This is a genomic window from Halioglobus sp. HI00S01 (genome assembly GCF_001635445.1).
Classification (GTDB): domain Bacteria; phylum Pseudomonadota; class Gammaproteobacteria; order Pseudomonadales; family Halieaceae; genus Halioglobus; species Halioglobus japonicus.
The window spans coordinates 194,312-217,215 of record NZ_LWEE01000215.1 but is presented as its reverse complement, the minus strand read 5'-3'; the positions used below and the strand labels follow the sequence as shown (position 1 = coordinate 217,215).

Here is a 22,904-nt window from a genome sequence, read left to right as displayed (position 1 = left end):
GGATCAGAGTGAAGCATTCATTGTGGGCCGGTATGATGGCAGCACCAGCAGCTGACAGCAATCTTGGAACCACTAATCGTGCCTCAGTCTGAATATTCGCGCCCGGTCACCAGCAACCAGAGCGGCCTGCACCCGCGTCTCGCACAAACCGTGACACGGCACTTGCAGCACGCGTTCCAGCGACCGGTCGCGCCCCATTCACACAATGCATACCAAACACTGACTGAGCGACTCATCACCACGCCACAGCCGCTGGTGATTGATTCCTTCTGCGGCACCGGTATGAGCACGGCACAACTCGCTGCCAAACACCCCGATCACCTCATCGTCGGTATAGATCAGTCGAGCCATCGACTGCAGAAGCATATGCCAGGGACCAGCGACAACTATATTTTTCTGCATGCGGAAGCCGAGGACATCTGGCAATTGCTGCTGGCGGACGGCCGTAGTGCAGATTTCCACTACCTGCTCTATCCCAACCCCTGGCCCAAAAGCAAACACCTGCAGCGACGCGTTCACGGCCACGCCAGCTTCCCCTGGCTATTGGCGCTTGGGGGGCATATCGAGCTACGCTCCAACTGGCAGAACTATGTCGAGGAATTCGGCGTCGCCATGCATTTGGCGGGCGTGCACGGCCGCATCGCGCAGGTGCCGGAAGCACCGGCGCTCACCCTGTTTGAGAGGAAGTACCGGGATAGTCAGCACAACTTGTGGCGCTACACTGCCGCCGTGACGAATCCCGCGTAATGGGCTAAAGTCCCCGGTCCACTTGGAGGTAACGCAATGACTGCGACACAAGCCGATCCGGTCTGGAATCGCATCCGCACCGAGACTGAGAAACACGCCCAGGAAGAGCCGCTGCTGGCGAGTTTTCTGCATTCCACTATTCTCAATCACAACACGCTTGAGTGTGCGCTCAGCTTCCACCTCGCCAATCAACTGGACAGCCCCACGGTGTCTTCACTGATGCTGCGGGAAGTGATTCTGCAGGCGATGCAGCGCGACGCGAGTATTCGCGATGCCATGCGCGCCGACCTCGTTGCTGTGGTCGACCGCGATTCCGCCAGCCAGGAACTCTATGTGCCCTTTCTGTACTTCAAGGGCTTTCACGCGCTGCAGAGTCAGCGCATCGCCCACTGGCTGTGGAATAACGGTCGGGAGTCGATGGCGCTGTTCTTCCAGAACCGGGTTTCAGTCAAGTTCGGCGTGGATATCCACCCCGCCGCAAAGCTGGGACGGGGCATTATGCTCGACCATGCCACCGGCCTGGTCATCGGTGAAACAGCGGTGGTCGGCGACGATGTATCGATTCTGCAGTCAGTGACCCTGGGCGGCACCGGCAAGGATGAAGGCGATCGCCACCCCAAGATTGGCAACGGCGTACTGATTAGCGCTGGAGCCAAGATTCTGGGCAATATCAGGGTCGGTGAAGGCGCCAAGGTCGGCGCGGGGAGCGTGGTGTTGGAAGAAGTGCCCCCGCACACCACAGTCGCCGGTGTGCCCGCCAAAATTGTGGGACGGCCGGCAACCGATGCACCGGCTCTGGATATGAACCACGACTTCTGCTACGACGAAAATGCCGACTGCTAGCAAGCAGCGGCACGCTAGCGCAGGATCAGAGCGGCGCTAATCCGCCAGGTGGTACTGCGGTGATAACTCCACCACGGCGTCGACAAACGCCGTGACGTGGTCAGGGTTAATCCCCGGGGTAATACCGTGCCCCAGGTTGAAGACATGGCCTGTGCCATGGCCGAAACCTGCCAGAATAGACGCGACTTCTTCACGGATGCGCGCAGGAGATGCGTGCAGCATGGCAGGGTCCATATTGCCCTGCAGTGCGACTCTGCCACCCACCAGCACCCGGGCAGTGGCGATATCCGTTGTCCAATCAATGCCGACACCGTCGGCGCCGCACTCAGCAATGGTGTTCAACCACTGACCACCGCCTTTGGTAAATACAATCACCGGCACCTTGCGGCCGTCTGCCTCCCGGGGCAGGCGGGAAATCACCCGCTGCATGTACTTGAGCGAGAACTCTTTGTAGGCAGCGGCACTGAGGCTACCACCCCAGGTATCGAAAATTTGCACCGCCTGTGCACCCGCGCGAATCTGGGCTGCAAGATAGTCGGCCACGGCATCGGCCAGCAGCGACAATAACGCGTGCATTAACTCCGGCTTGTCGTAAGCCATGGCTTTCACATTGGCGAAGTCCTTGGAGGAGCCGCCTTCAACCATGTAAGTCGCGAGTGTCCAGGGACTGCCTGAAAAACCGATCAAGGGGACCTTGCCGTTTAGCTCTTGCCGAATGGTGCTCACGGCATTCATGACATAGCCGAGATCATCTTCGGCGATAATCGCATTCAGGCCATTGAGATCGGCTTCGCTGCGCACAGTCTTGTGAAACTTCGGCCCTTCGCCCTCTTCAAAATAAAGGCCCAGGCCCAGTGCATCGGGGACGGTGAGGATGTCGGAAAATAGAATGGCCGCATCCATGGGATAGCGGCGCAGGGGCTGCATGGTCACTTCACATGCCAGCTCTGCGTTTTTGCACAAATCCAGAAACGAGCCCGCCTGCTGGCGGGTCGCGCGGTATTCAGGCAGATAACGACCGGCCTGACGCATCATCCAGATGGGGGTGCGATCTACCGGCTGGCGCAGCAGTGCGCGCAGAAAACGGTCGTTTTTAAGTTCAGTCATCAGTGCGTCCTGCTGGCGCGAATAGGCGCCTTAAACGTCCAGGTAGTCGAGAATGCCTTCAGCTGCCTGACGACCTTCCCAGATGGCAGTCACCACCAGGTCGGAGCCGCGAACCATATCGCCACCGGCAAAAATTTTCGGGTTGCTAGTCTGGAACTTAAAGGTCTGCTCTTCCTCAGCGACCACGCCCTGCCAGTGGTTGAGTTCAACACTCACATCACCCAACCATTCAGGCGGGCTGGGCTGGAAGCCGAAGGCGACAATGACCGTATCCGCTTCGAGCACTTCCTCAGAGCCGGCAATGGGCTGCGGGCGACGGCGGCCATCGGCATCTGCCTCACCCAGCTCTGTGGTCACCACTTTAATGCCACAGGCCTGGCCGAAGTACTCAACCACCTCAATCGGTTGACGGTTGTACAGGAACTCAACGCCCTCTTCACAGGCATTCTTCACCTCGCGGCGCGAGCCGGGCATATTCTCTTCGTCACGACGATAGGCGCAGATGACTTTGTCGGCGCCCTGGCGAACCGCGGTGCGCACACAGTCCATGGCCGTATCACCACCACCGAGTACGATGACACGCTTGCCGCGCAGATTGATATAGGCGTCGGAGTCCTGTTCGAAGCCCAAATTGTGGTTCACGTTGCCCACCAGGTAGGGCAGTGCTTCATAGACACCGGGCAAATCTTCTCCGGGGAAGCCGCCTTTCATGTAGGTGTAAGTGCCCATGCCCATAAACACAGCGTCATACTGCTCGAGCAGCTCGCTGATCTGCACGTCGGTACCGATCTCGGTATTGAGGCGGAACTCAATACCCATGCCCTCGAATACCTCACGACGGCGCACCATCACTTCTTTCTCAAGCTTGAACTCGGGAATACCAAAGGTCAGCAGACCGCCAATTTCTGGATAGCGATCAAACACCACCGCTTTCACGCCATTGCGAGCCAGAATATCGGCACAGCCCAGTCCCGCCGGACCAGCACCGATAATGGCCACCTTTTTTCCGGTGTCGACCACATCGGAAAGATCGGGACGCCAGCCCATGGCGAGTGCGGTATCGGTAATGTATTTCTCAGAGGCACCAATGGTGACAGCGCCAAAGCCGTCGTTAAGTGTGCATGCCCCTTCGCACAGACGATCCTGCGGGCATACCCGACCACATACCTCAGGGAGGGTGTTGGTCTGGTGGGACAGCTCTGCCGCCTCAAACAAGTTGCCTTCGGATACCAGCTTGAGCCAGTTGGGAATGAAATTGTGCACCGGACACTTCCATTCACAGTAGGGGTTACCGCACTCCAGGCAGCGATGCGATTGCTCGGCAACCTGATCCTTGGAGTAAGGGTTGTAGATTTCGACGTACTCTGACTTGCGCGACTGCAGCGCTTTTTTGTCGGGGTCGTTACGACCGACATCGATAAACTGGAAATTGTTTGCCAGGCGATTACTCATAATCCGTTACCACTAGTCGGTGTTACGCAGGCGCGACAGCAGAGCATCAAACTCCGCCGCCTTGGGCTTAACCAGCCAGAACTTGCCAACATAATCTTCAAAGTTGTCCAACAAATGAGTGCCCCACTCCGAACCTGTTTCTTCAACAAACTCGCGAATATTGCCACGCAGGTGGTTGCGATAGGGCTCCATATACTCAGCGCTGACCCGGTGAATCTCCACCAGCTCGCTGTTGTATTTGTCGATAAAGGTGCGATCCATATCCAGCACGTAGGCGAATCCGCCTGTCATGCCAGCGCCGAAGTTGACCCCGGTGGGGCCCAGTACGGTGACGTTACCGCCAGTCATGTATTCACAGCAGTGGTCGCCCGCGCCTTCGACGACGGCGTGGGCACCGGAGTTGCGCACCGCAAAGCGCTCGCCGGCAATGCCGGCAGCGAACAGGCGGCCGCCAGTGGCGCCATACAGGCAGGTGTTGCCGATAATCGACGTTTCCTGTGACTTGAATTCACTGACGCGGGGCGGGTAGATCACTAGCTTACCGCCGGCCATACCTTTGCCCACATAGTCGTTGGAATCACCTTCGAGGTACATGTGCAGGCCGCCGGCGTTCCAGACGCCAAAGCTCTGGCCCGCGGTACCAGTCAGGCGCAGCACCAGTGGATTGGTTTCCATACCTTCATTGCCATAGCGCTTGGCAATTTCGCCGGAGAGTCGCGCACCAATGGAGCGGTCGCAGTTACATACCTCGAACGCAAACTCGCCGCCCTGGTTGGCTTCAATGTTTGCCAGCGTCGCGGCGACCATCTCCTCGGCCTTCTCACCCTTGTCGAAGGGATCGTTAGAGGACACCTGGCAGAACTCAGGCTGTCCAGCAGCGTCATCGTCTTTGTGCAGAATAGGCGCCAGGTCGAGGCGGGTCTGTTTGTCGGTGTCACCCGGCAGGGCCTCGAGCAGATCAGTGCGTCCGATCAACTCCTCGAGCGAGCGCACACCCAGGCGCGCCAACCACTCGCGGGTCTCCATGGCAATAAAGGTGAAGAAATTCATCACCATTTCAACCGTGCCGTTGAAGTGGTCGTCACGCAGCTTCTGGTGCTGGGTGGCGACACCGGTGGCGCAGTTGTTCAGGTGACAGATACGCAGGTACTTACAACCCAGGGCAACCATGGGACCGGTGCCGAAACCAAAGCTCTCGGCGCCCAGGATAGCGGCCTTGATCACATCCAGGCCGGTCTTGAGGCCACCGTCTGCCTGCAGGCGGATTGCGCCGCGCAGGTTGTTGCCGCGCAGGGTTTGCTGCACTTCGGCAAGGCCGAGCTCGAAGGGCGAGCCTGCATAGCGGATCGACGTCAACGGGCTTGCTGCCGTGCCGCCATCGTATCCGGAAATGGTAATGAGGTCGGCGTAGGCCTTGGCCACGCCTGCGGCAATCGTGCCCACCCCGGGCTCGGAGACCAGCTTCACTGACACCAGCGCGTCCGGGTTAACCTGCTTGAGGTCAAAGATCAGCTGGGCCAGATCCTCAATCGAATAAATATCGTGATGCGGCGGCGGAGAAATCAGGGTAACGCCGGGCACGGAGTAGCGCAGGCGTGCAATCAGGTCGTTCACCTTGCCGCCGGGGAGCTGACCGCCCTCGCCTGGCTTCGCGCCCTGGGCCACCTTGATCTGCAGTACTTCGGCATTCACAAGGTAGTGTGGGGTCACACCAAAACGGCCCGAGGCGATCTGCTTGATCTTGGACATGCGCTCGGTGCCATAGCGGATCGGATCTTCGCCGCCTTCACCGGAGTTGGAGCGCGCACCCATGCGGTTCATGGCCGCTGCCAGCGCCTCGTGGGCCTCCGGGCTCAACGCCCCCAGGCTCATGCCGGCCGAGTCAAAGCGCGGCAGAATGTTCTCCACCGGCTCAACCTCGTTGATATCAATGCCTGCACCCTCTACCGGACGCAGCAGATCGCGCAACGTGGCAACGGGGCGCTCATTAACCAGCGCGGCGTAGCGCTGGTAGTCCGCATAGTCGCCACTGGCGACCGCCTGCTGCAGGGACATCACCACGTCGGGGTTGTAGGCGTGGTATTCCTGGCCGTGCACATACTTGAGCAGACCGCCCTGTTCGATCGTCTTGCGCGGCGTCCAGGCGCGCTTGGCGAGGAGCTGTTGCTCCGCCTCCAACTCGGAAAAACCCGAGCCTTCAATACGCGAGGCCACACCACAGAATGACAGGTCAACCACTTCGCGGGCGAGACCAACCGCCTCAAACAGCTGGGCGCCCCGGTAAGAGCTGACCGCTGAAATGCCCATTTTGGACATAATCTTCAGCAGACCTTTGTTAATGCCCTTGCGGTAGTTCTTGTAGCAAATGCTGGGCTCGCCCAGCACTTCACCGCAGCGAATCAACTCTTCGAGAACACTATAGGCGAGGTATGGGTACACAGCAGTGGCGCCAAAGCCGAGCAGACACGCAATCTGATGTGAATCCCGCGCACTGGCAGTCTCCACCACGATGTTGCATTCCGCGCGCAGCCCCAGCTTGATTAGCGCATGGTGCACCGCGCCGGTGGTCAGCATGCTATGAATGGGCAGGCGACCTTTTTCGATCTCGCGATCGGACAACACCAGAATCGTGCTACCGCTATTCACTGCGCTCTCTGCCTCGGCAATCACCTGGCGTACACCCTGCTCCAGACTCATCTCGTCGGGATTGTAGGTGCAGTCGATTTTGCGCGGCTGGAAGCCGGGCCGGTCGAGATTTAGCAGGGTGGTGAATTTACCCTGGGACAGCACCGGTGAGGTCAGGATCACCCGATCCGCGTGCTCCGGCCCCTCGTGGAACAGGTTTTTCTCGCCACCCAGGTCCGTCTCCAGTGACATCACAATCGTTTCGCGCAGCGGATCGATCGGCGGGTTGGTCACCTGGGCAAATTTCTGGCGGAAGTAGTCGTACAGTGAGCGCTCTTTGCGGGACAGTACCGCCATGGGCGTGTCATCGCCCATGGAGCCCACGGCCTCGTTACCGGACTCCGCCAGCGGCCGCAGCACCTGGTCGCGCTCTTCAAAGCTCACCTGGAACATTTTCATATAGGCATCGAGCTGCGCGCGCTCAATCCCGGAAATCATCTCGCTGCCGAAGGTCCCCTCAATGCGCTGGGCCTTTTCTTTCAACCAGCGCTTGTAGGGCTGGGCATTCTTGAGGCGATTATCAATGTCCTCAGTCTGCAGCAGCTCACCGGTCTGGGTGTCGACCATCATCATCTGCCCGGGGCCAACCCGGCCCTTGGCGACAACGTCTTCAGGCTTGTAATCGTAGGTGCCGATCTCTGAAGCCAGAGTAATAAACCCGTCTTTGGTTTTGACCCAGCGCGCCGGGCGCAGGCCGTTGCGATCGAGCATACAGACGGCGTAGCGACCATCGGTCAGTACCAGTCCGGCGGGGCCATCCCAGGGCTCCATGTGCATGGAGTGGTATTCGTAGAATGCCTTGAGGTCGGGATCCATCAACTCCATGTTCTGCCACGCGGGCGGAATCAGCATGCGCAGGGCCCGGGCCATGTCGACACCGCCGGTGAGCAGCACATCGAGCATGTTATCCATACTGGATGAGTCGGAGCCGGTGCGATTCACCAGCGGCGCAATGTCCTTGATATTGGGCAGACGCTCGGTCTCGAAACACGCGGTGCGGGCCTCGGCCCAGTTGCGGTTACCCTCAATGGTGTTGATTTCACCGTTATGCGCCAACAGGCGGAAGGGCTGGGCCAACGGCCACTTGGGCATGGTGTTGGTAGAAAAACGCTGGTGGAACACACAGATGGCGGTTTCGAGCCGTTCGTCCGCCAGGTCCTGGTAGAACTTCGGCAGATCCACCGGCATGACCAGGCCTTTGTAGGAAATCACCCGCCCGGACAGGCTGGCAATGTAATAATCCTCGTCCTGCTCGCAGGCCATTTCCGCCTTGCGTCGGGCGACAAACAACTTGGTGGACAGCTCGACATCGGTCAGGCCCGCCGCATCGATAAACACCTGCTCAATCCGGGGCAGGGTCTCCAGCGCGATTTCACCGCACACAGAGTCATCGGTGGGCACTTCGCGCCAACCAATCACCGTCAGGCCCTGATCAGTCAGGGCGACTTCTGTGGCAGCCCTTGCGGCCTGGGCGGCCTCGGCGTCGCGGCTCAGGAAGATCTGGCCCACGGCAAACATGTCAGAGAGGGTGGCGCCGAACAACTCCTGCGCCAGGGTGGCCATGAACTGACGCGGCATTTGCAACAACAGGCCACAACCGTCACCTGTCTTGCCATCTGCGGCAATACCGCCGCGGTGAGTCATGCAGGTCAGAGATTCAATAGCGGTCTGCAGCAGGCGGTGGCTGGCTTCGCCAGAGGTGTGGGCGATCAAACCAAAGCCGCAGTTGTCGCGGAACTCTTCAGGTCTATACAGGCCTGCGTTCATAGTAAGTCCAGAATATCTATTGAAAACAACAAGTTACACCGAAACCCCAGCCATGAAACTCAGCTCGGGGCAAAAGGGGGTGGTTATTTTACACAGATGGCCTGTGGTGGACAAACTTCCACCACTGACCGTCAGGTTCCCCGCGGGAATGACTCCAGCAGGGCGAGAATTTCAGCTTCTGCGGCATCGTCGACAATCTGTGCCTCGCCGATGGCAGTCAACAACACCAGCCGCAGCCTGCCGTCGACGACTTTCTTGTCGCGGCCCATCAAATCCAGAAATTGCGCCGGGCTCATATCTGCCGGCTGCGCTACCGGCAGGTTCATCTGCACAAGCAGCTCGCGAAACGCATCCACCTCCGCAGCTGCGATTGACCCGCGCCGGGCCGACATTTCCAGCGCCAGCAGCATACCCGTGGCAACGGCTTCGCCGTGCAACCAGTTGCCGTAACCCTGAGCCGTTTCTATCGCGTGGCCAAACGTGTGACCAAGGTTGAGAATAGCGCGAATACCCCCTTCGCGCTCATCGGCGGCGACCACCGCCGCCTTGCATGCACAGCTGCGCTCGATCGCCTCGGCCAGAGCCGCCTCTTCACGCGCGAGCAACTTGGCGGCATTGGCCTGAATCCAGCGATAAAAAGGCTCATCACAAATCAGGCCGTACTTCACCACTTCCGCTAGCCCGGCAGCAAACTCCCGCGGCGGCAGCGACTGCAGCGTATTGGTATCGATCAGCACCGCCTGGGGCTGGTAGAACGCGCCAATCATGTTCTTGCCCTGGGGATGATTAACGGCGGTTTTGCCCCCCACCGAGGAATCTACCTGGGCCAGCAGAGTGGTGGGCACCTGAATAAAGTTCACGCCCCGCTGATAGCAGGCTGCGGCAAAGCCGGTAATATCACCCACCACACCGCCGCCGAGGGCGATCAATGTCGTGGTGCGACTGTGGCGGTCTGCCATGATGTGATCGAAGATCCCGTTCAAGGTCTCCAGCGTCTTGAACGCCTCACCATCGGGCAGAATAACCTCGGTCACCAGGCTGCGCTCACCCACGGCAGTGCGCAGCTTGTCCATGAATAGCGGCGCCACGGTGTCGTTACTCACCACCACCACCTGGTAGCCATGGATATGCGGACCCATCAGTGCCGGGTCGGACAGCAGGTCACGACCAATATAAACAGGGTAGCTACGCTCACCCAGGTCGACGTGAAGCGTGTGCATAATCAGGGACACGGCAAAACCTCAATTGAAAATCGGGGAAGCATGATAAGCCCCCGGAGCGCCACTGCCTAGTTGCCAGCCAGCTGCTTGACCAGGCGCTGGGCAACCGTGCGAGGACTGCAACCGTCGGTTTCAATGACATGATCGGCGATTTCCCGGTAAAACGGATCGCGAATGGCAAACAGGTCGCGCAGTACCTGCTCCGGGTCACCGGTTTGCAGCAACGGGCGCTTGCGGTCCTTGCGCGTCCTGCGCACCTGCTCATCGAGTGAGGCATAGAGATAGATGACATAGCCGCGGGCACCCAGCGCCCGACGGTTTTCAGGCCGCATGACCACGCCACCGCCAGTGGCCAACACCACATCGTCCCAAAGAGTCATTTCCTCCACCACCTGCTGCTCGCGATCGCGAAAGCCTTCCTCACCTTCCACGTCAAAAATCCACGGGATATCAGCGCCGGTACGCGCTTCAATCTCGGTATCGGTGTCGGCAAACTGGAGCTTGAGGTGGTCGGCGAGGTACTTGCCAATGGTGGACTTGCCGGCCCCCATGGGGCCGACAAGGAAAACGCGATTGAGGGGCATTAGTCGAGCAGAGTGTCCGCGAGAATCTTCGGCGTGATGAAGATCAGGGTCTCTGTCTTGGTCTTGGAAATCGAGGTGCTGCGGAAGAACGCGCCCACGTAGGGAATGTCTCCAAAGAACGGCACCTTGTTCACGGATTCCAGATCTTCGGTCTTGAAGACACCGCCGAGCACAACCGTCTCGCCATTGCCTACCAGCACCTGGCTGTTCAGTTCCGTTGTATCAATCGAGGGTATAAAACCGCCGCGACCGGAGGGCACGAGTTCGCCCACGGAATCCTGCTTGATCACCAGGTCGAGCATGATGCGATCGTCCGGGGTAATACTTGGGGTCACATCCAGCTCCAGTACCGCTTCCTTAAAGGAAGTCGATGTCGCACCGGAGGCAGAAGCTTCCTGGTAGGGAATCTCGGTACCCGACTTGATATTGGCCTGCTGCTTGTCGCCGGTAATAACCTTCGGCTGGGAGACCACTTCACCTTCACCGGCCGCTTCCAGGGCTGACAGCTCCGCTGTCAGGAACAGGTCGTCACTGGTGAAGCCCACCGCAAAGCCACTGGTACTGGCCACACCCAGGTCAACCAGCAGGGCACCCGGATAGGACACACTAGGCGTCGTACCGTTGATGATGGACTGGTTAAGCGCAGCCACGTTGGCCGTATCACCGGAGATCGAGCCAATATTGCCATTCAGGTCAGGCTCGATGTAGCCGCCGCCCCACTCAATACCAAGGTTCTGAGTCAGGTCAGACTGGGCAATGACAATGCGTGACTCGATCATCACCTGGCGCACGGGAATATCCACCAACTCGATGAGATTGCGAATTTCCTGCATCTTATTCGCGGTGTCAGTAATGATGAGAGAGTTGGTGCGACCATCCACAACCACGGAGCCGCGAGATGACAGCAGACTGCCGCCCTCTTCAGAGCCGGCCTTGAACAATTTCGTAATATCTGCTGCTTTCGCATAACGAATGCGGACAAACTCAGAGACCAACGGCGCCAGTTCCGCAATCTGCTTGTTCGCTTCGATTTCCTGGCGCTCGCGCTCCGCAATTTCGGCAGCCGGGGCTACCATGAGAACGTTACCGACCATACGCTTGTCCAGGCCTTTGGTTTTTAGCACCAGCTCCAGTGCCTGGTCCCAGGGTACGTTTTGCAGACGCAGGGTAATCCGACCGCGAACCGTGTCACTGGCCACCAGGTTCATTTCGGTGAAGTCGGCAATCAGCTGCAGTACCGCGCGCACTTCAATATCCTGGAAGTTCAGGGAGATCCGATCGCCCACATAGGCGAACTCGTTGCGACGCTCCTCAACCTCTTTCGGGGTCAGGGGCTTCACACTCAGCACATACTCGTTATTCGTCTGGTAGGCCAGGTAATCGAAATCACCGGCCGTCTTCAGTGTCAGCGTCGCGCCGCGCTCAGTGGTATTGACGTCCACACTCTGCACCGGTGTGGCAAAGTCGGTCACATCAAAGCGGCGCATCAGTCGTTCGGGCACATTGGTGTCGACAAACTGCAGCTTGATATCTCCCGCCTCGCTGAACACGTTCACGTCCACCGAAGGGTCGGTCAGCGCCAGGGTCAGACGGCCCTCGCCTTCAGCTGTGCGCTGAAATTGCAAATCGCTGATTTCTGAGTCCACATCAGCCACCGGGGTCACCTCAGTGGGCAATCGATTCGGATCGGAGGCAGGCTTGAGATAATCGTCGCCATCCTGGCCAACCACCAGGTACATGCTGTTGCCCTCAACACGCGTCTCGTAGGGCACCAGCTTGACCAGGTTCACCACCATCCGGGTGCGATCGCCGGACTCCAGCACCACCACACCCGTGGCATTACCATAGGGCAGGGAGTAGCGCTTGCGCTCCAGCTTAGAGCTCGCGCCGGGGAAATCCATGGCGATACGCGCCGGCTTCTCAATGGTATAAGCCTTGGCCTCGGGGGGCGGCTCATTGAAATCCAGTCGCACCTCAAATTTGCTGCCCGGGCGCGAGCTGAACTCGATGTCCTGAATAATCGGCTCCGCCTGGACGGCCATCGCAAACGCGCCTAATACGACGCCTGCGACCGGTCGCAACCATTTCCCTGTTGTCATTCTTCCTTTGCCCACGGCCTTTGTCCCCAGAATTTGTTTTTTAATTGACATGGCAATCACCCATGGCCCCGGCTTAAATGCCGGATAACTTAATTGATCGCGGCCGTTCTACCCAGCCGTCTGCACTGCCGTCACTCACGATCTCGACCACGGCCACATAGGTGTCGGTGGTTTCCACGATCTTGCCGTGATGACGTCCCAGATAATTACCAATAGACACGCGATGCACCCCGCCCTGCGGGTCGCGAATCAAAACCCAGTTGGCTTCGCGCCCATCCAGGGTGCCCACCATACGCAGGGAGTCGAAGGTAAATTGCTCCAGGAATTCTTTGGCTCTGTTCTCATCAGGCTTAATTGCGCTGACGGCTTGCAGCTGAGCAATATCTCGAACTTCGATTGGTCGCTCAAAGGGGCTACGTAACGTTGTCGCGCTATAGCCAAAAGCCTCGTAAGCCTTAAAGGTCGGTATCGGCTCAATAACTCCGCCTGGGCGCGCCCGCTTTTGGTCCATAAATGCATCGAGATCAGCAAAATCAGGTCCACTACAGCCCGCGAGCAACACAGGCAACAAAGCCACAAAACTTATTTTTTTGAGGGATTTCATTAATTTGCACCCCCATCACGGTAGCGATAAGTCTTGGCAGTAATGCTCATCTTGAGGTTGTTCGCATTGCCTCCAGTGCTAGAGATATTGAAATCATGCAAGGTCACGATCCGGGGCAGCGCCGCCAAACCACTCACAAAGGCGCCCAAATCATGGTAAGAGCCGGACGCCTGGATAGCGATGGGCAACTCAACATAAAATTCACGCGCACGCTCTGATTTTAAATCGATGCTGGAAATTGCTAGGCCATTTAGCAGGCCCTTGTTGGTGATATCTTCCAGCAGGCCAGGCACCTCTGTATCGCTGGGCAACTGGCTTACCAGCGCTCCGAAAGTCTCCTCCATCTCGGCCAATTGCTTACGGTAAGCATCGAGGTTCGCCGCTTGAAACGCTTTCTTTTCAAAATCCTTCTTTAGTTTCTGCTCTCGCTGCTCTTCTTTGGCCAAGCGTTTTTGTAGATCTTCGATGTGGTAGTAGTAACCGCCAGCAATAACCGCGGCTAAAACAAGCACCCAAACGATGAATTTTATCGCAAATGGCCAACTGCCAATGTTCTCAAAATCTAGATCATTGACATCGAATTCGCGCAGGGAGCGCATGGAATCTTCAAATGCCATGATTAGGACTCCCCTTCTTTTTCGGTTTTAGGTGGCTGAACCCTGACGGTCAGATTAAACGTGTTCGCCTGATCACCATATTTGGTTGCCGCCTTCACCTTGTCGAGATTGGGGCGAGTAAGCCAATCAGAGTTATCCAACCGCCTCATCAGGCTAGACACCCGATTGTTAGACTCTGCAATACCATTAATCGATATCTTCTTCCCTTGTGACGTCAGCCGTGTATAGAAAACGCCATCAGGAACTGTACGCACTATCTGATCAAGCACACGAACAATCAGTGGGCGAGTACCCTGCAGCTCTTGAATGACCCGCATTCTATCGATCAATTGGTTGCGACGTTTCTGCAACTCACGTATCTCGCGCACCTGTTTATCCAGCTCTTTAATGTTCTGGGTCAGATACGAGTTACGCGCTTTCTGGTTATCGATCTGGTTATTCACCACCCGATCAGCCAGCAACACCACACTGGCTCCAAACAGGGCCACCAATGCCAACGTCACCAGAAAATCGCGCTTGAGTTCAGCGCGGCGCTCGTCGCGCCACGGGAGTAAGTTAATCTTCGCCATCAGTCAAAACTCCGCAGGGCAAGGCCGCAGGCAATCATCATGGCCGGCGCATCGCTGCTCAGGGCCACGGCGTTTACCTTGGACGAAATTGACATGTCAGCGAAAGGATTCGCCACCTGGGTGGGCGTGCCGAGTTTTTCCTGGACCAATTCGGGCAGCCCCTCCATGGAGGAGACCCCGCCGGCGAGGATAATGTAGTCCACGTCGTTGTACTGACTGGACGAGAAGAAAAACTGCAGGGATCGGGCCACCTGCTGAACGACCGCGTCTTTGAAAGGCTCGAGTACTTCAGGCTCGTAATCGTCGGGCAAACCGCCCTGCTTCTTAGCAAGACCCGCTTCTTCAAGGGGCAGGCCGTAGCGGCGCATGATTTCATCAGTCAGCTGCTTGCCGCCAAAAAGCTGTTCGCGGGTGTAGATGGTCTGGCCACCGTGCAAGACACTGAGCGTGGTCATGGTGGCACCGATATCGACCACCGCCACCGTGGCGTCGCCATCCAGATCGAGCTGGCTGCTGATTAACGAGTAAGCCCGCTCCATCGCATAGGCTTCCACATCGACAATTTTGGCGGTGACATCCGCGCCGTCAAGGGCGTCTACTCTGGCATCGATCGTCTCGCGACGACAGGCCGCCAGCAAGACTTCCACCTGACCGGGGTGCTCGGGCGAATCGCCCTGCACCTCGAAGTCGATCGCCACCTCTTCCAGGGGGTAGGGGATATACTGATCGGCCTCCAGCGTCAGCTGGGTCTCCATGTCATCCTCACTAAGCCCCTGGGGCATATCGATCATCTTGGTGATGACCGACGACCCGGAGACGGCGGCAGCCGCAATTTTGAGTTTGGTTCTGGACTGGGCAACAACGTTGCGGACGGCGTTGGCTACGCCGTCAACGTCATTGACATTCTTCTCGATGACCGCGTCCTGCGGTAGCGAACTTACCGCGTAGCTTTCTACACGGTAGCGATTCCCTGAGTAGCTCAACTCAAGCAACTTGACCGTTGTCGAGCTGATATCAAGCCCCAGAACCGGCGTCGCCTTTCTTTTCCCTATTAGACCAAGCAACTTTTTTCCCTATCAGTATCACTAACTTAGGATGTTTTTATACACCGATACATTAATTGGTAGTTATAACATCGTCGGAATTATATCCAAACCAAAAAAAGGCCTATAATTACCAAATGAATGCCCTCCCCTGCGTACAAAAATATAACAAGCCCCTGTTTTGTAAAGAGATTAAATGAGCTTTCTCCACTTTCTTCTGAGAATGACCCTTCTCGGCGCCTTTGGCGGGCTCTGGGGGCTTGCCGGCATCTATTTATACCTGAGCCCCAACCTGCCTGACGTTGAAACGCTGCGCGATGTCAAACTGCAGACCCCGATGCGGGTTTACACCCGCGAAGGCGACCTGATCGGCCAGTTCGGCGAACAAAAGCGCAGTCCGCTACCTTTTGACGACATTCCCGACCAGTTCGTCAAGGCACTTCTCGCTGCGGAAGACGACAACTTCTTCCGCCACCAGGGCATCGATCTCATGGGTCTGGGGCGCGCAGTATCGGAACTGGTGCTCACCGGCCAGAAGGGCTCAGGCGGCAGTACCCTGACCATGCAGGTCGCGCGCAACTACTTCCTCTCCCTGGAAAGGACGTTTATGCGCAAATTCAACGAAATCCTGCTGGCAATCGAGATTGAGCGAGCCCTGGATAAAGAAGAGATATTCGAGCTTTACTTCAACCGGGTCTTCCTGGGGCATCGGGCCTACGGTTTCGAGGCGGCCTCCAGGGTTTACTACGGCAAGGGCATCGACGAACTGAGTCTGGCCCAACATGCCATGCTGGCGGGCATTCCCAAGGCGCCGTCGCGGAACAACCCCGTGAGCGGCCCCACCGCGGGCAAAGAGCGGCGCGACTGGATTCTGGGGCGCATGCTCACCCTCGGCTACATCGACCAGTCCCAGTTCGATACCGCCAGCAGCGAGATCGACAGCGCCACGCTGCACGGCGCGCAGTTGAGCTTTACTGCCCACTACGCCGCCGAGATGGCCCGCCAGGAGATGCTCGACCGCTATGGTATGGACGCCTACAACGATGGCTACCATGTTTACACCACCATCAGCAGCGAGCTGCAGCAGACGGCACGCAGCGCCCTGATTAACGGCCTGGTCACCTACGATGAACGCCACGGTTATCGCGGCCCGGAACAGCGCTTCCCACTTGCCGAGGAGGCGGAGGTCGATGCCACTGAATACTGGCTCAATGCGCTGGCAGATATCCCTGTCATCGCCTGGCAGACACCGGCCATTATCACCGAGGTCCTCGATGACAAAGTGAGCCTGCTATTCCGGGATGGCTCCCTGGGCGAGCTGTTCTGGGAAAACGGCATGTCAGACGCGCGCCCCTATCTCACCGAAGATCGGCGCGGCTCCAAACCCGAGAATCCCGCAGAACTGTTTACCCCCGGCGACCTGATTCGAGTTGTAGCGGGCGAATTGCCCGAGCCGCCGACAGAGGAAGCAGACCCTGAAGCCGGCGACACAGACACACCCCCAGCACCACTCCAGCCACCCTGGCAACTGACCCAGGTGCCCGCCGCCCAGGCTGCGCTCGTCGCCCTGGCACCAGATAACGGCGCCATCCTGAGTATTGTTGGCGGTATGGGCTTTGAGCTGAGCAAATTCAACCGTGCCACCCAGGCCCAGCGTCAGCCAGGCTCCAACTTCAAGCCCTTCCTCTACGGTGCCGCAATGGAAGCAGGCTTTACCGCTGCCAGCATCATCAACGACGCACCGGTGGTTCTGGAAGACAGCTCACTGGAAGATATCTGGCGCCCGGAAAACGATAGCGGCGTTTTTCACGGACCGACCCGCTTGCGCTGGGCCCTGACCAAATCCCGCAATCTGGTGTCGATTCGCCTGCTGCAACAACTGGGCGTGCGCGAGCTGATTGCGGCGGTCGATCGCTACGGGTTCGATACCTCCGATTTTTCCCCCGACCTGTCGCTGGCGCTGGGCACCCACGCCATGAGCCCGCTAGAGGTGGCCACTGGCTATGCCATGCTTGCCAATGGCGGTTATCAGGTAGAACCCTTCCTGATTGATCGCATCGATGATTTCCACGGCGAAACCGTCTTCAAGGCACAGCCGCTAACGGTGTGCCGGGACTGCGACCAGCCTGAATCAACGGAAGCGTCCTTGGAGGAACTGAGCATGGAGCAAATCCTGGCACAGGAATCCGCGCCGGCTGACCGGGCGCCGATCGCCCCGCGGGTGATGGAAAAGAGGGCCAATTTCATCCTCAACAGCATTCTCGAGGACGTGATTACCCGGGGCACCGGCCGCAGGGCCCTGGTGCTGAAACGGGGCAACATCGCCGGTAAGACCGGCACAACCAATGGTCCCATGGACGCCTGGTTCTCAGGCTACAACCAGGATGTGGCCACGACGACATGGGTAGGTTTCGACAACTACACCCCCCTCGGACGCCGAGAATTTGGCGGTACCGCCGCGCTGCCCATCTGGATTGATTATATGCGCCTGGCGCTGGCAAACAGTGAAGACCGGGAGCGCCCACTACCGCCGGGTATCGTCAACGTGAAAATCGACCCGGAAACGGGCCTGCTGGCAGGGTCGCGAAACCCCACAGCAATCTTTGAGTACTTCCGTCAGGAGCATGTCCCTGCCAGCGGCAAGGACGGCGACAGCCTGAACCCCGGGAGTCAGGGCACGGACGATCTGGTACAGGATATTTTCTGACCCCGAACCTGAATCAGAGCGTGGGCGCGTAGTCCTCCGGCAGCGCCACCCGGGCGACGCCCGACTCAACCGCTGCCCGCGCCACCGCCGGCGCAAGGCGCCCCAGCAAACGACTGTCCATGGGCTTGGGTATGATGTACTCAGGCCCGAACGCCAGTGATTCCACGCCACAGGCATCGAGCACAACCTGCTCAACAGGTTCCCTGGCCAGGTCGCACAGCGCATGTACCGCCGCCACCTTCATTTCTTCATTAATGGCGCTGGCACGCACATCCAGCGCGCCGCGGAAAATAAAGGGGAAGCCCAGCACATTGTTGACCTGGTTTGGGTAGTCCGACCGGCCGGTGGCTATAATCAGATCATCCCGGGTCGCCAGTGCCAGCTCCGGCTTAATCTCCGGGTCGGGGTTGGAACAGGCAAAGACCACCGGGCGGTCCGCCATGGACAGCAGCATTTCCGGGCTGAGCAGATCAGCGCCGGACAGGCCGATAAAGACGTCTGCACCACTGATGGCATCTGACAGGCTGCGCTTGTCGGTGCGATTGGCGAACTCCTGCTTGTAGGTGTTCACCCCTTCGCGGCCTTCATAAATCACACCGCGGCGGTCCAGCATGTAAATGTTTTCCCGGCGCGCACCGAGGCTGATCAGCAAGCGCATGCAGGCAATCGCTGCGGCACCGGCACCGAGGCAGGTTACTACGGCGTCTTCAATCCGCTTGCCTTGAATTTCCAGCGCGCTCACGAGCCCGGCCGCGGTCACAATCGCGGTACCGTGCTGATCATCGTGAAATACCGGAATATCGCAGCGCTCAATCAGCGCAGACTCAATCTCAAAACACTCGGGCGCCTTGATGTCTTCCAGGTTAATGCCGCCAAAGGTCGTGGCAATACGGGCAACCGTATCGATAAATTCGCCCGCATCTTCGGTTTCAACTTCAATATCGATGGAGTTAATGCCCGCAAAACGTTTGAACAGCAGCGCCTTGCCTTCCATCACCGGCTTGCTGGCCAGTGCGCCCAGATTGCCCAGGCCCAATACAGCGGTACCGTTGCTGATCACCGCCACAAGATTGCCCTTGCCGGTATAGCGATAGGCGTTCTCGACATCGGCGGCGATTTCACGGCAGGGCTCAGCGACACCGGGTGAATACGCAAGTGAGAGGTCTCGCTGGGTTTCGGCGGGGGTGGTCAATTCCACACTGATTTTGCCGGGCGTTGGCAGCGCATGGTAATCCAACGCATCTTGCATCAGCTCTTCTGACATGGAGTATCCCCGAAAAAAAGGAGTGAGAGAATAATGAAAAGCGGCTACTGCCACAAGGTGATAATTTACGCTACGAAGGATTCATTTCCAGCATCGCGGGATGACCGAGGGTGAGCATCCACCAACCACCGTCCCTGGGCACCAGCCAGCCGCGCACTTCGACTTCCCGACCCTCCAGGCGCCTCAGCTCAGACCGCTTAAACGCCGCCTGGTTCGGTTCAGCTATCTTGACCCCCAACTTGCCCCCCAGCTGCACCCACCAGCCGTTATCCTTGAAGGACACCCGGGTCACCACATCGCGGACCCGCTTGAATCCACCGTCGCCAGGGCCGAGATCGGCCATGCGCACCGGCGCATAGAAAGGCTCACCCCACACACCCCGCCGGGCAGCGCGCGCCCCTGACTCCGCAACTGCCAGACAATCGGCGTAGGCAGTATTGGGAGCGATGGCAACGTGAAAGCCCATGCCCTGGGCAAGCAACTGGGCCGACAGGCTATTGCCCTGGGCATCGAAGGTATAGGCGAGCAGCCGCCCATGGCGGTCCCGTGCTTGGGCAGCATCGGCCAACCAAACCTCGCCGTTACGGGTCAGGTCCTGCAAGGTACGCCGGGCTTCTTCAGCGAATGGCTCATCGGCAGCGCCATCTCGACCCCGCTCAGGCGTGTTCACCCCCACCAGCCGAACACGCTCACCACCGCGCAACCGTAGCGTGTCGCCATCGTAGACATGTTCTACCGCGGCTTTGCGCAGGGTCGCGGGATCTGCAGCGCACTGCGCGACCGCTGTCGAGGCGCTGCCTGCGGGGCTCCCGGCGCCATCGCAAGCACTGACGGCCAGACATAAAAAAAGCGCCAGACTCGCGGGGAGTCGGCGCTTTTTCTGCTCTGCGACGAAGCGCAGCACGTTTTGACGCTTAGCTTTTCTTGGTGCCGCGGCTGCCAAAACGCTTCTTGAAGCGGTCTACACGGCCGCCGGAATCAACAATCTTCTGCTTACCTGTGAAGAACGGGTGGCACTTGGAGCACACGTCGATGTGCAGGTCCTGGCACAGGGTAGAGCGAGTTTCGATCTTGTTACCGCAGCTGCAGGTAGCAGTCACGGTTTCGTACTTGGGATGTATTTCAGCTTGCATTGTATAGCTCCTTAATGATGCCGCCACCCGATCCCTGTCGGGCACCGCATCCGGTTGCTGGAGAAAAAGAGGCGCGCATATTACCAGACCCTGCCCGATTAGCAAGTACTCAATATTGGCCGTTTTCACGCCACTGCGGTCGCCTTTGGCGGGGTACGCAACCGGTTGTTACACTGGCGTTTTGACCCCAGGACGACCCCCAACCGTGACCATACTGCGTCTGGCCCTGCCAACGCCCCTGCGCGCGCTGTTCGACTACCTGCCGCCGGCAGGCAGCCAATCGGCGCAGCTGCGCCCGGGGCAACGGCTCAGCGTTCCCTTTGGCCACCGCGAGCTCTGCGGCGTGCTGGTGGAAGTCATGGCAGATCCTCAATCCACCGATTTCGAGCTCAAGCAAGCCAGCGAGCTGCTGGATCCGGAACCACTGCTACCGAAGACCCTCCAGAAACTCTGCCAGTGGGCCGCCGACTACTATCAGCACCCGATCGGCGAAGTCCTGGCGGCGGCGTTCCCCACCCGCCTGCGCAAAGGCAACCCGCACCGCGGCCTGACTATTCCCGGCTGGCAATTAACCACCCAGGGCAAGGGCCTGGGCGAGGGCGCACTGGGGCGCTCGCCGCGTCAGGCAGAGGCGCTTGCGGCCCTGCGCCAGCAAGGCCCCACCAGCAGCCAGCAATTGGCCGTCGCAGGCATCAAACGCCCGGCGCTGAAATCCCTGCAGGACAAAGGGCTGGTAGAACCCTGCGAGATATCTCCCGCCCACTGCCACGCCAGCGCTCGACCGGGCCTGGCGCTCAACAACGAACAGGCGCAGGCGCTACAGGCACTGATAGCAACCTCAGAGGGGTTCAGCTGCCATCTGCTCGAGGGGGTCACCGGGTCGGGCAAAACCGAGGTTTATCTGCAGCTGATTGCCCACTGCCTGGCCCAGGGCAAGCAAGCCCTGGTCCTGATTCCGGAAATTGGGCTCACGCCTCAGACCCTGGCGCGGTTTGAGCAGCGCTTTGATACCGATATCGCCGTATTGCACTCGGGCCTCGGCGAGGTCCAGCGCGAGCGGGCCTGGGAGGCCGCGCGCACCGGTATCGCACGGATAGTCATTGGCACGCGCTCTGCGGTGTTGACCCCCCTGGTCGATCCCGGCCTGATCGTGGTCGACGAGGAACACGACAGCTCTTTCAAGCAACAGGACGGTTTCCGCTATTCTGCCAGGGATGTGGCGGTAAAGCGCGGCCAGCTCGAGCGCTGCCAGGTCTTGCTGGGCAGTGCCACGCCCTCATTGGAGACCCTGCACAATGCGCTGCAGGGCCGCTATCANCNCCACCGCCTCACCAAGCGAGCCGGTAGCGGCGAGCTCCCCCAACTCACCGTTCTGGATGTACGCCGTCAGCCGCTCCAGGCCGGCCTGTCGGAAGCCCTGGTCAAGGCCGTGGGGGACACACTGGCCCGGGGCGAACAGTCCCTTCTGTTTCTCAATCGGCGCGGCTTTGCTCCGACCGTGCAGTGCCACGACTGCGGCTGGATCGCCGACTGCAACCACTGCGACGCACGCCTGACGCTGCATCGCCGCCAGCGCCGTCTGCGCTGCCATCACTGCGGTCACAGCGAGCCACTGCCGGGTAGCTGCCCACAGTGCCGCAGTGAGCAATTACTTACCCAGGGAGTGGGCACAGAGCAAGCAGAAGAGTTTCTAAGGCAACGATTCCCGGACACCGCCCTGTATCGCGTCGACAGCGATTCCATGCAGGGCCGGGAGGCCATGCAGGCGCTGGTCGATCAGGTTAATGAAGGCCAGCCTTGCATATTGCTGGGCACCCAGATGCTTACCAAGGGCCACCATTTCCCCGCGGTCTCCCTGGTGGGCGTCATCGACATGGATGCGCTGTTATTCAGCGGCGATTTTCGCGGTGAAGAACGCGCTGCCCAACTGCTGACCCAGGTGGCCGGACGCGCCGGCCGCGCTGACACCGGTGGCCAGGTACTGATCCAGACCCACCACCCTGAGCATCCGTGCCTGCAGGGCACCCTGAGCCAGACCTATCACGAGCAAGCACTGGCCATGCTGGCGGAGCGCTTAGAGCGCAACCTGCCACCGACGGGCAACCTCGCCCTGCTGCGCAGCGACTGCACCGACGCCCGCCAGGGCGAACATTTCCTGCAGACACTGCGTCACAGCGCCCAGCGTCAGATGCCCGCCGGCGTAGCCCTGATTGGCCCGCTACCCGCCCCCATGCAGCGCCGTGCCGGTCGGTTCCGGGCCCAGTTGCTGATTCACGGCGGCGAGCGAGCCCAGGTTCACCGGGCCGCGCGGCTACTGGTCAGTATCGCCCAGCGCCAGAAAGTGGCCCGCAATCTCAGTTGGTCGGTCGACATCGACCCCCAGGACATGTTCTAAGACCACCTGTGTCTGGCCTTCGGCGCCGCGAGCGGCGATAATACGCCCATTGCGCCAATCGCGGCGCC

The 22,904-nt window shown here is 59.1% G+C and carries 17 protein-coding genes; 4 read left to right on the top strand and 13 right to left on the bottom strand.

All coding sequences use genetic code 11. The features are described from left to right. The first annotated feature begins 78 nt into the window (after positions 1–78). Together A3709_RS16910 and cysE are read left to right on the top strand one after the other, a co-directional pair. A complete protein-coding gene (locus tag A3709_RS16910) occupies positions 79–747 on the top strand; it encodes a tRNA (guanosine(46)-N(7))-methyltransferase TrmB (RefSeq protein ID WP_066057238.1) in 669 nt (222 codons plus the stop codon). A gap of 36 nt (positions 748–783) precedes the next feature. Then, positions 784–1,590, top strand: coding sequence for a serine O-acetyltransferase (gene cysE / locus A3709_RS16905; protein ID WP_066057235.1), 807 nt, complete (start codon positions 784–786; stop codon positions 1,588–1,590). 36 nt (positions 1,591–1,626) lie between these two features. Here the strand turns inward: cysE and hemE are convergent, their stop codons facing one another. The 10 genes from hemE to A3709_RS16855 all read right to left on the bottom strand — a co-directional run bounded on the left by hemE (position 1,627) and on the right by A3709_RS16855 (position 15,358). Next, positions 1,627–2,697, bottom strand: coding sequence for a uroporphyrinogen decarboxylase (gene hemE, locus A3709_RS16900; protein ID WP_066057233.1), 1,071 nt, complete (start codon positions 2,695–2,697; stop codon positions 1,627–1,629). 30 nt (positions 2,698–2,727) lie between these two features. Continuing rightward, a complete protein-coding gene (locus tag A3709_RS16895; protein WP_066057230.1) occupies positions 2,728–4,149 on the bottom strand; it encodes an FAD-dependent oxidoreductase in 1,422 nt (473 codons plus the stop codon). Positions 4,150–4,161: 12 nt separating this feature from the next. Continuing rightward, a complete protein-coding gene (gene gltB / locus A3709_RS16890; protein WP_066057227.1) occupies positions 4,162–8,601 on the bottom strand; it encodes a glutamate synthase large subunit in 4,440 nt (1,479 codons plus the stop codon). 131 nt (positions 8,602–8,732) lie between these two features. Next, the gene (aroB, locus tag A3709_RS16885; RefSeq protein ID WP_066057476.1) at positions 8,733–9,821 is read right to left on the bottom strand and encodes a 3-dehydroquinate synthase; all 1,089 of its coding nucleotides are present in this window, start codon (positions 9,819–9,821) and stop codon (positions 8,733–8,735) included. A gap of 68 nt (positions 9,822–9,889) precedes the next feature. After that, positions 9,890–10,405 (bottom strand): shikimate kinase AroK, encoded by a 516-nt coding sequence (gene aroK, locus A3709_RS16880; RefSeq protein WP_082850170.1) that lies wholly within the window; start codon positions 10,403–10,405, stop codon positions 9,890–9,892. Then, entirely contained in the window at positions 10,405–12,447 is a 2,043-nt protein-coding gene (gene pilQ / locus A3709_RS16875; RefSeq protein ID WP_231871220.1) for a type IV pilus secretin PilQ, read from the bottom strand. The genes aroK and pilQ overlap by 1 nt, the downstream gene beginning before the upstream one ends. Before the next feature lie 130 nt (positions 12,448–12,577). After that, positions 12,578–13,108, bottom strand: a complete 531-nt coding sequence (locus A3709_RS16870) for a pilus assembly protein PilP (RefSeq protein WP_066057221.1) — start codon at positions 13,106–13,108, stop codon at positions 12,578–12,580. After that, the gene (locus tag A3709_RS16865; protein ID WP_066057218.1) at positions 13,108–13,725 is read right to left on the bottom strand and encodes a type 4a pilus biogenesis protein PilO; all 618 of its coding nucleotides are present in this window, start codon (positions 13,723–13,725) and stop codon (positions 13,108–13,110) included. The genes A3709_RS16870 and A3709_RS16865 overlap by 1 nt, the downstream gene beginning before the upstream one ends. A gap of 2 nt (positions 13,726–13,727) precedes the next feature. After that, positions 13,728–14,294: a PilN domain-containing protein gene (locus tag A3709_RS16860; protein ID WP_066057216.1), complete on the bottom strand. Its 567-nt coding sequence runs from the start codon at positions 14,292–14,294 to the stop codon at positions 13,728–13,730. Then, positions 14,294–15,358, bottom strand: coding sequence for a pilus assembly protein PilM (locus A3709_RS16855; RefSeq protein ID WP_066057213.1), 1,065 nt, complete (start codon positions 15,356–15,358; stop codon positions 14,294–14,296). Before A3709_RS16855 ends, A3709_RS16860 begins: the two co-directional genes overlap by 1 nt. A 175-nt stretch (positions 15,359–15,533) precedes the next feature. Here A3709_RS16855 and A3709_RS16850 point away from each other — a divergent pair, with 175 nt between their 5' ends. Beyond that, positions 15,534–18,044, top strand: coding sequence for a penicillin-binding protein 1A (locus A3709_RS16850; RefSeq protein WP_066057210.1), 2,511 nt, complete (start codon positions 15,534–15,536; stop codon positions 18,042–18,044). A gap of 13 nt (positions 18,045–18,057) precedes the next feature. On the opposite strand, the gene A3709_RS16845 is transcribed toward A3709_RS16850, so the two are convergent. The 3 genes from A3709_RS16845 to rpmE all read right to left on the bottom strand — a co-directional run bounded on the left by A3709_RS16845 (position 18,058) and on the right by rpmE (position 20,441). After that, on the bottom strand, positions 18,058–19,308 hold the full coding sequence (locus A3709_RS16845) for a malic enzyme-like NAD(P)-binding protein (protein ID WP_066057208.1): 1,251 nt from the start codon (positions 19,306–19,308) through the stop codon (positions 18,058–18,060). 70 nt (positions 19,309–19,378) lie between these two features. After that, positions 19,379–20,212 carry a thermonuclease family protein gene (locus A3709_RS16840; protein ID WP_197484258.1) on the bottom strand — a complete coding sequence of 278 codons (834 nt, stop codon included), beginning with the start codon at positions 20,210–20,212 and terminating at the stop codon, positions 19,379–19,381. A 10-nt stretch (positions 20,213–20,222) separates the two neighbouring features. Further along, the gene (rpmE, locus tag A3709_RS16835; protein WP_066057205.1) at positions 20,223–20,441 is read right to left on the bottom strand and encodes a 50S ribosomal protein L31; all 219 of its coding nucleotides are present in this window, start codon (positions 20,439–20,441) and stop codon (positions 20,223–20,225) included. Between the two features lie 205 nt (positions 20,442–20,646). Between rpmE and A3709_RS16830 the strand changes: the two genes are divergently transcribed. After that, positions 20,647–22,836, top strand: coding sequence for a primosomal protein N' (locus A3709_RS16830; protein WP_066057202.1), 2,190 nt, complete (start codon positions 20,647–20,649; stop codon positions 22,834–22,836). The last annotated feature ends 68 nt before the right edge of the window (positions 22,837–22,904 follow it).

Bases quoted from the DNA above. Each gene is read 5' to 3' on its own strand.
- A3709_RS16850 (WP_066057210.1), top strand. From the start codon at position 15,534: ATGAGCTTTCTCCACTTTCTTCTGAGAATGACCCTTCTCGGCGCCTTT.
- gltB (WP_066057227.1), bottom strand. From the start codon at position 8,601: ATGAACGCAGGCCTGTATAGACCTGAAGAGTTCCGCGACAACTGCGGC.
- aroK (WP_082850170.1), bottom strand. From the start codon at position 10,405: ATGCCCCTCAATCGCGTTTTCCTTGTCGGCCCCATGGGGGCCGGCAAG.
- A3709_RS16860 (WP_066057216.1), bottom strand. From the start codon at position 14,294: ATGGCGAAGATTAACTTACTCCCGTGGCGCGACGAGCGCCGCGCTGAA.
- A3709_RS16865 (WP_066057218.1), bottom strand. From the start codon at position 13,725: ATGGCATTTGAAGATTCCATGCGCTCCCTGCGCGAATTCGATGTCAAT.
- A3709_RS16895 (WP_066057230.1), bottom strand. From the start codon at position 4,149: ATGAGTAATCGCCTGGCAAACAATTTCCAGTTTATCGATGTCGGTCGT.
- A3709_RS16870 (WP_066057221.1), bottom strand. From the start codon at position 13,108: ATGAAATCCCTCAAAAAAATAAGTTTTGTGGCTTTGTTGCCTGTGTTG.
- A3709_RS16845 (WP_066057208.1), bottom strand. From the start codon at position 19,308: ATGTCAGAAGAGCTGATGCAAGATGCGTTGGATTACCATGCGCTGCCA.
- cysE (WP_066057235.1), top strand. From the start codon at position 784: ATGACTGCGACACAAGCCGATCCGGTCTGGAATCGCATCCGCACCGAG.
- aroB (WP_066057476.1), bottom strand. From the start codon at position 9,821: ATGCACACGCTTCACGTCGACCTGGGTGAGCGTAGCTACCCTGTTTAT.
- pilQ (WP_231871220.1), bottom strand. From the start codon at position 12,447: ATGGCCGTCCAGGCGGAGCCGATTATTCAGGACATCGAGTTCAGCTCG.
- rpmE (WP_066057205.1), bottom strand. From the start codon at position 20,441: ATGCAAGCTGAAATACATCCCAAGTACGAAACCGTGACTGCTACCTGC.
- hemE (WP_066057233.1), bottom strand. From the start codon at position 2,697: ATGACTGAACTTAAAAACGACCGTTTTCTGCGCGCACTGCTGCGCCAG.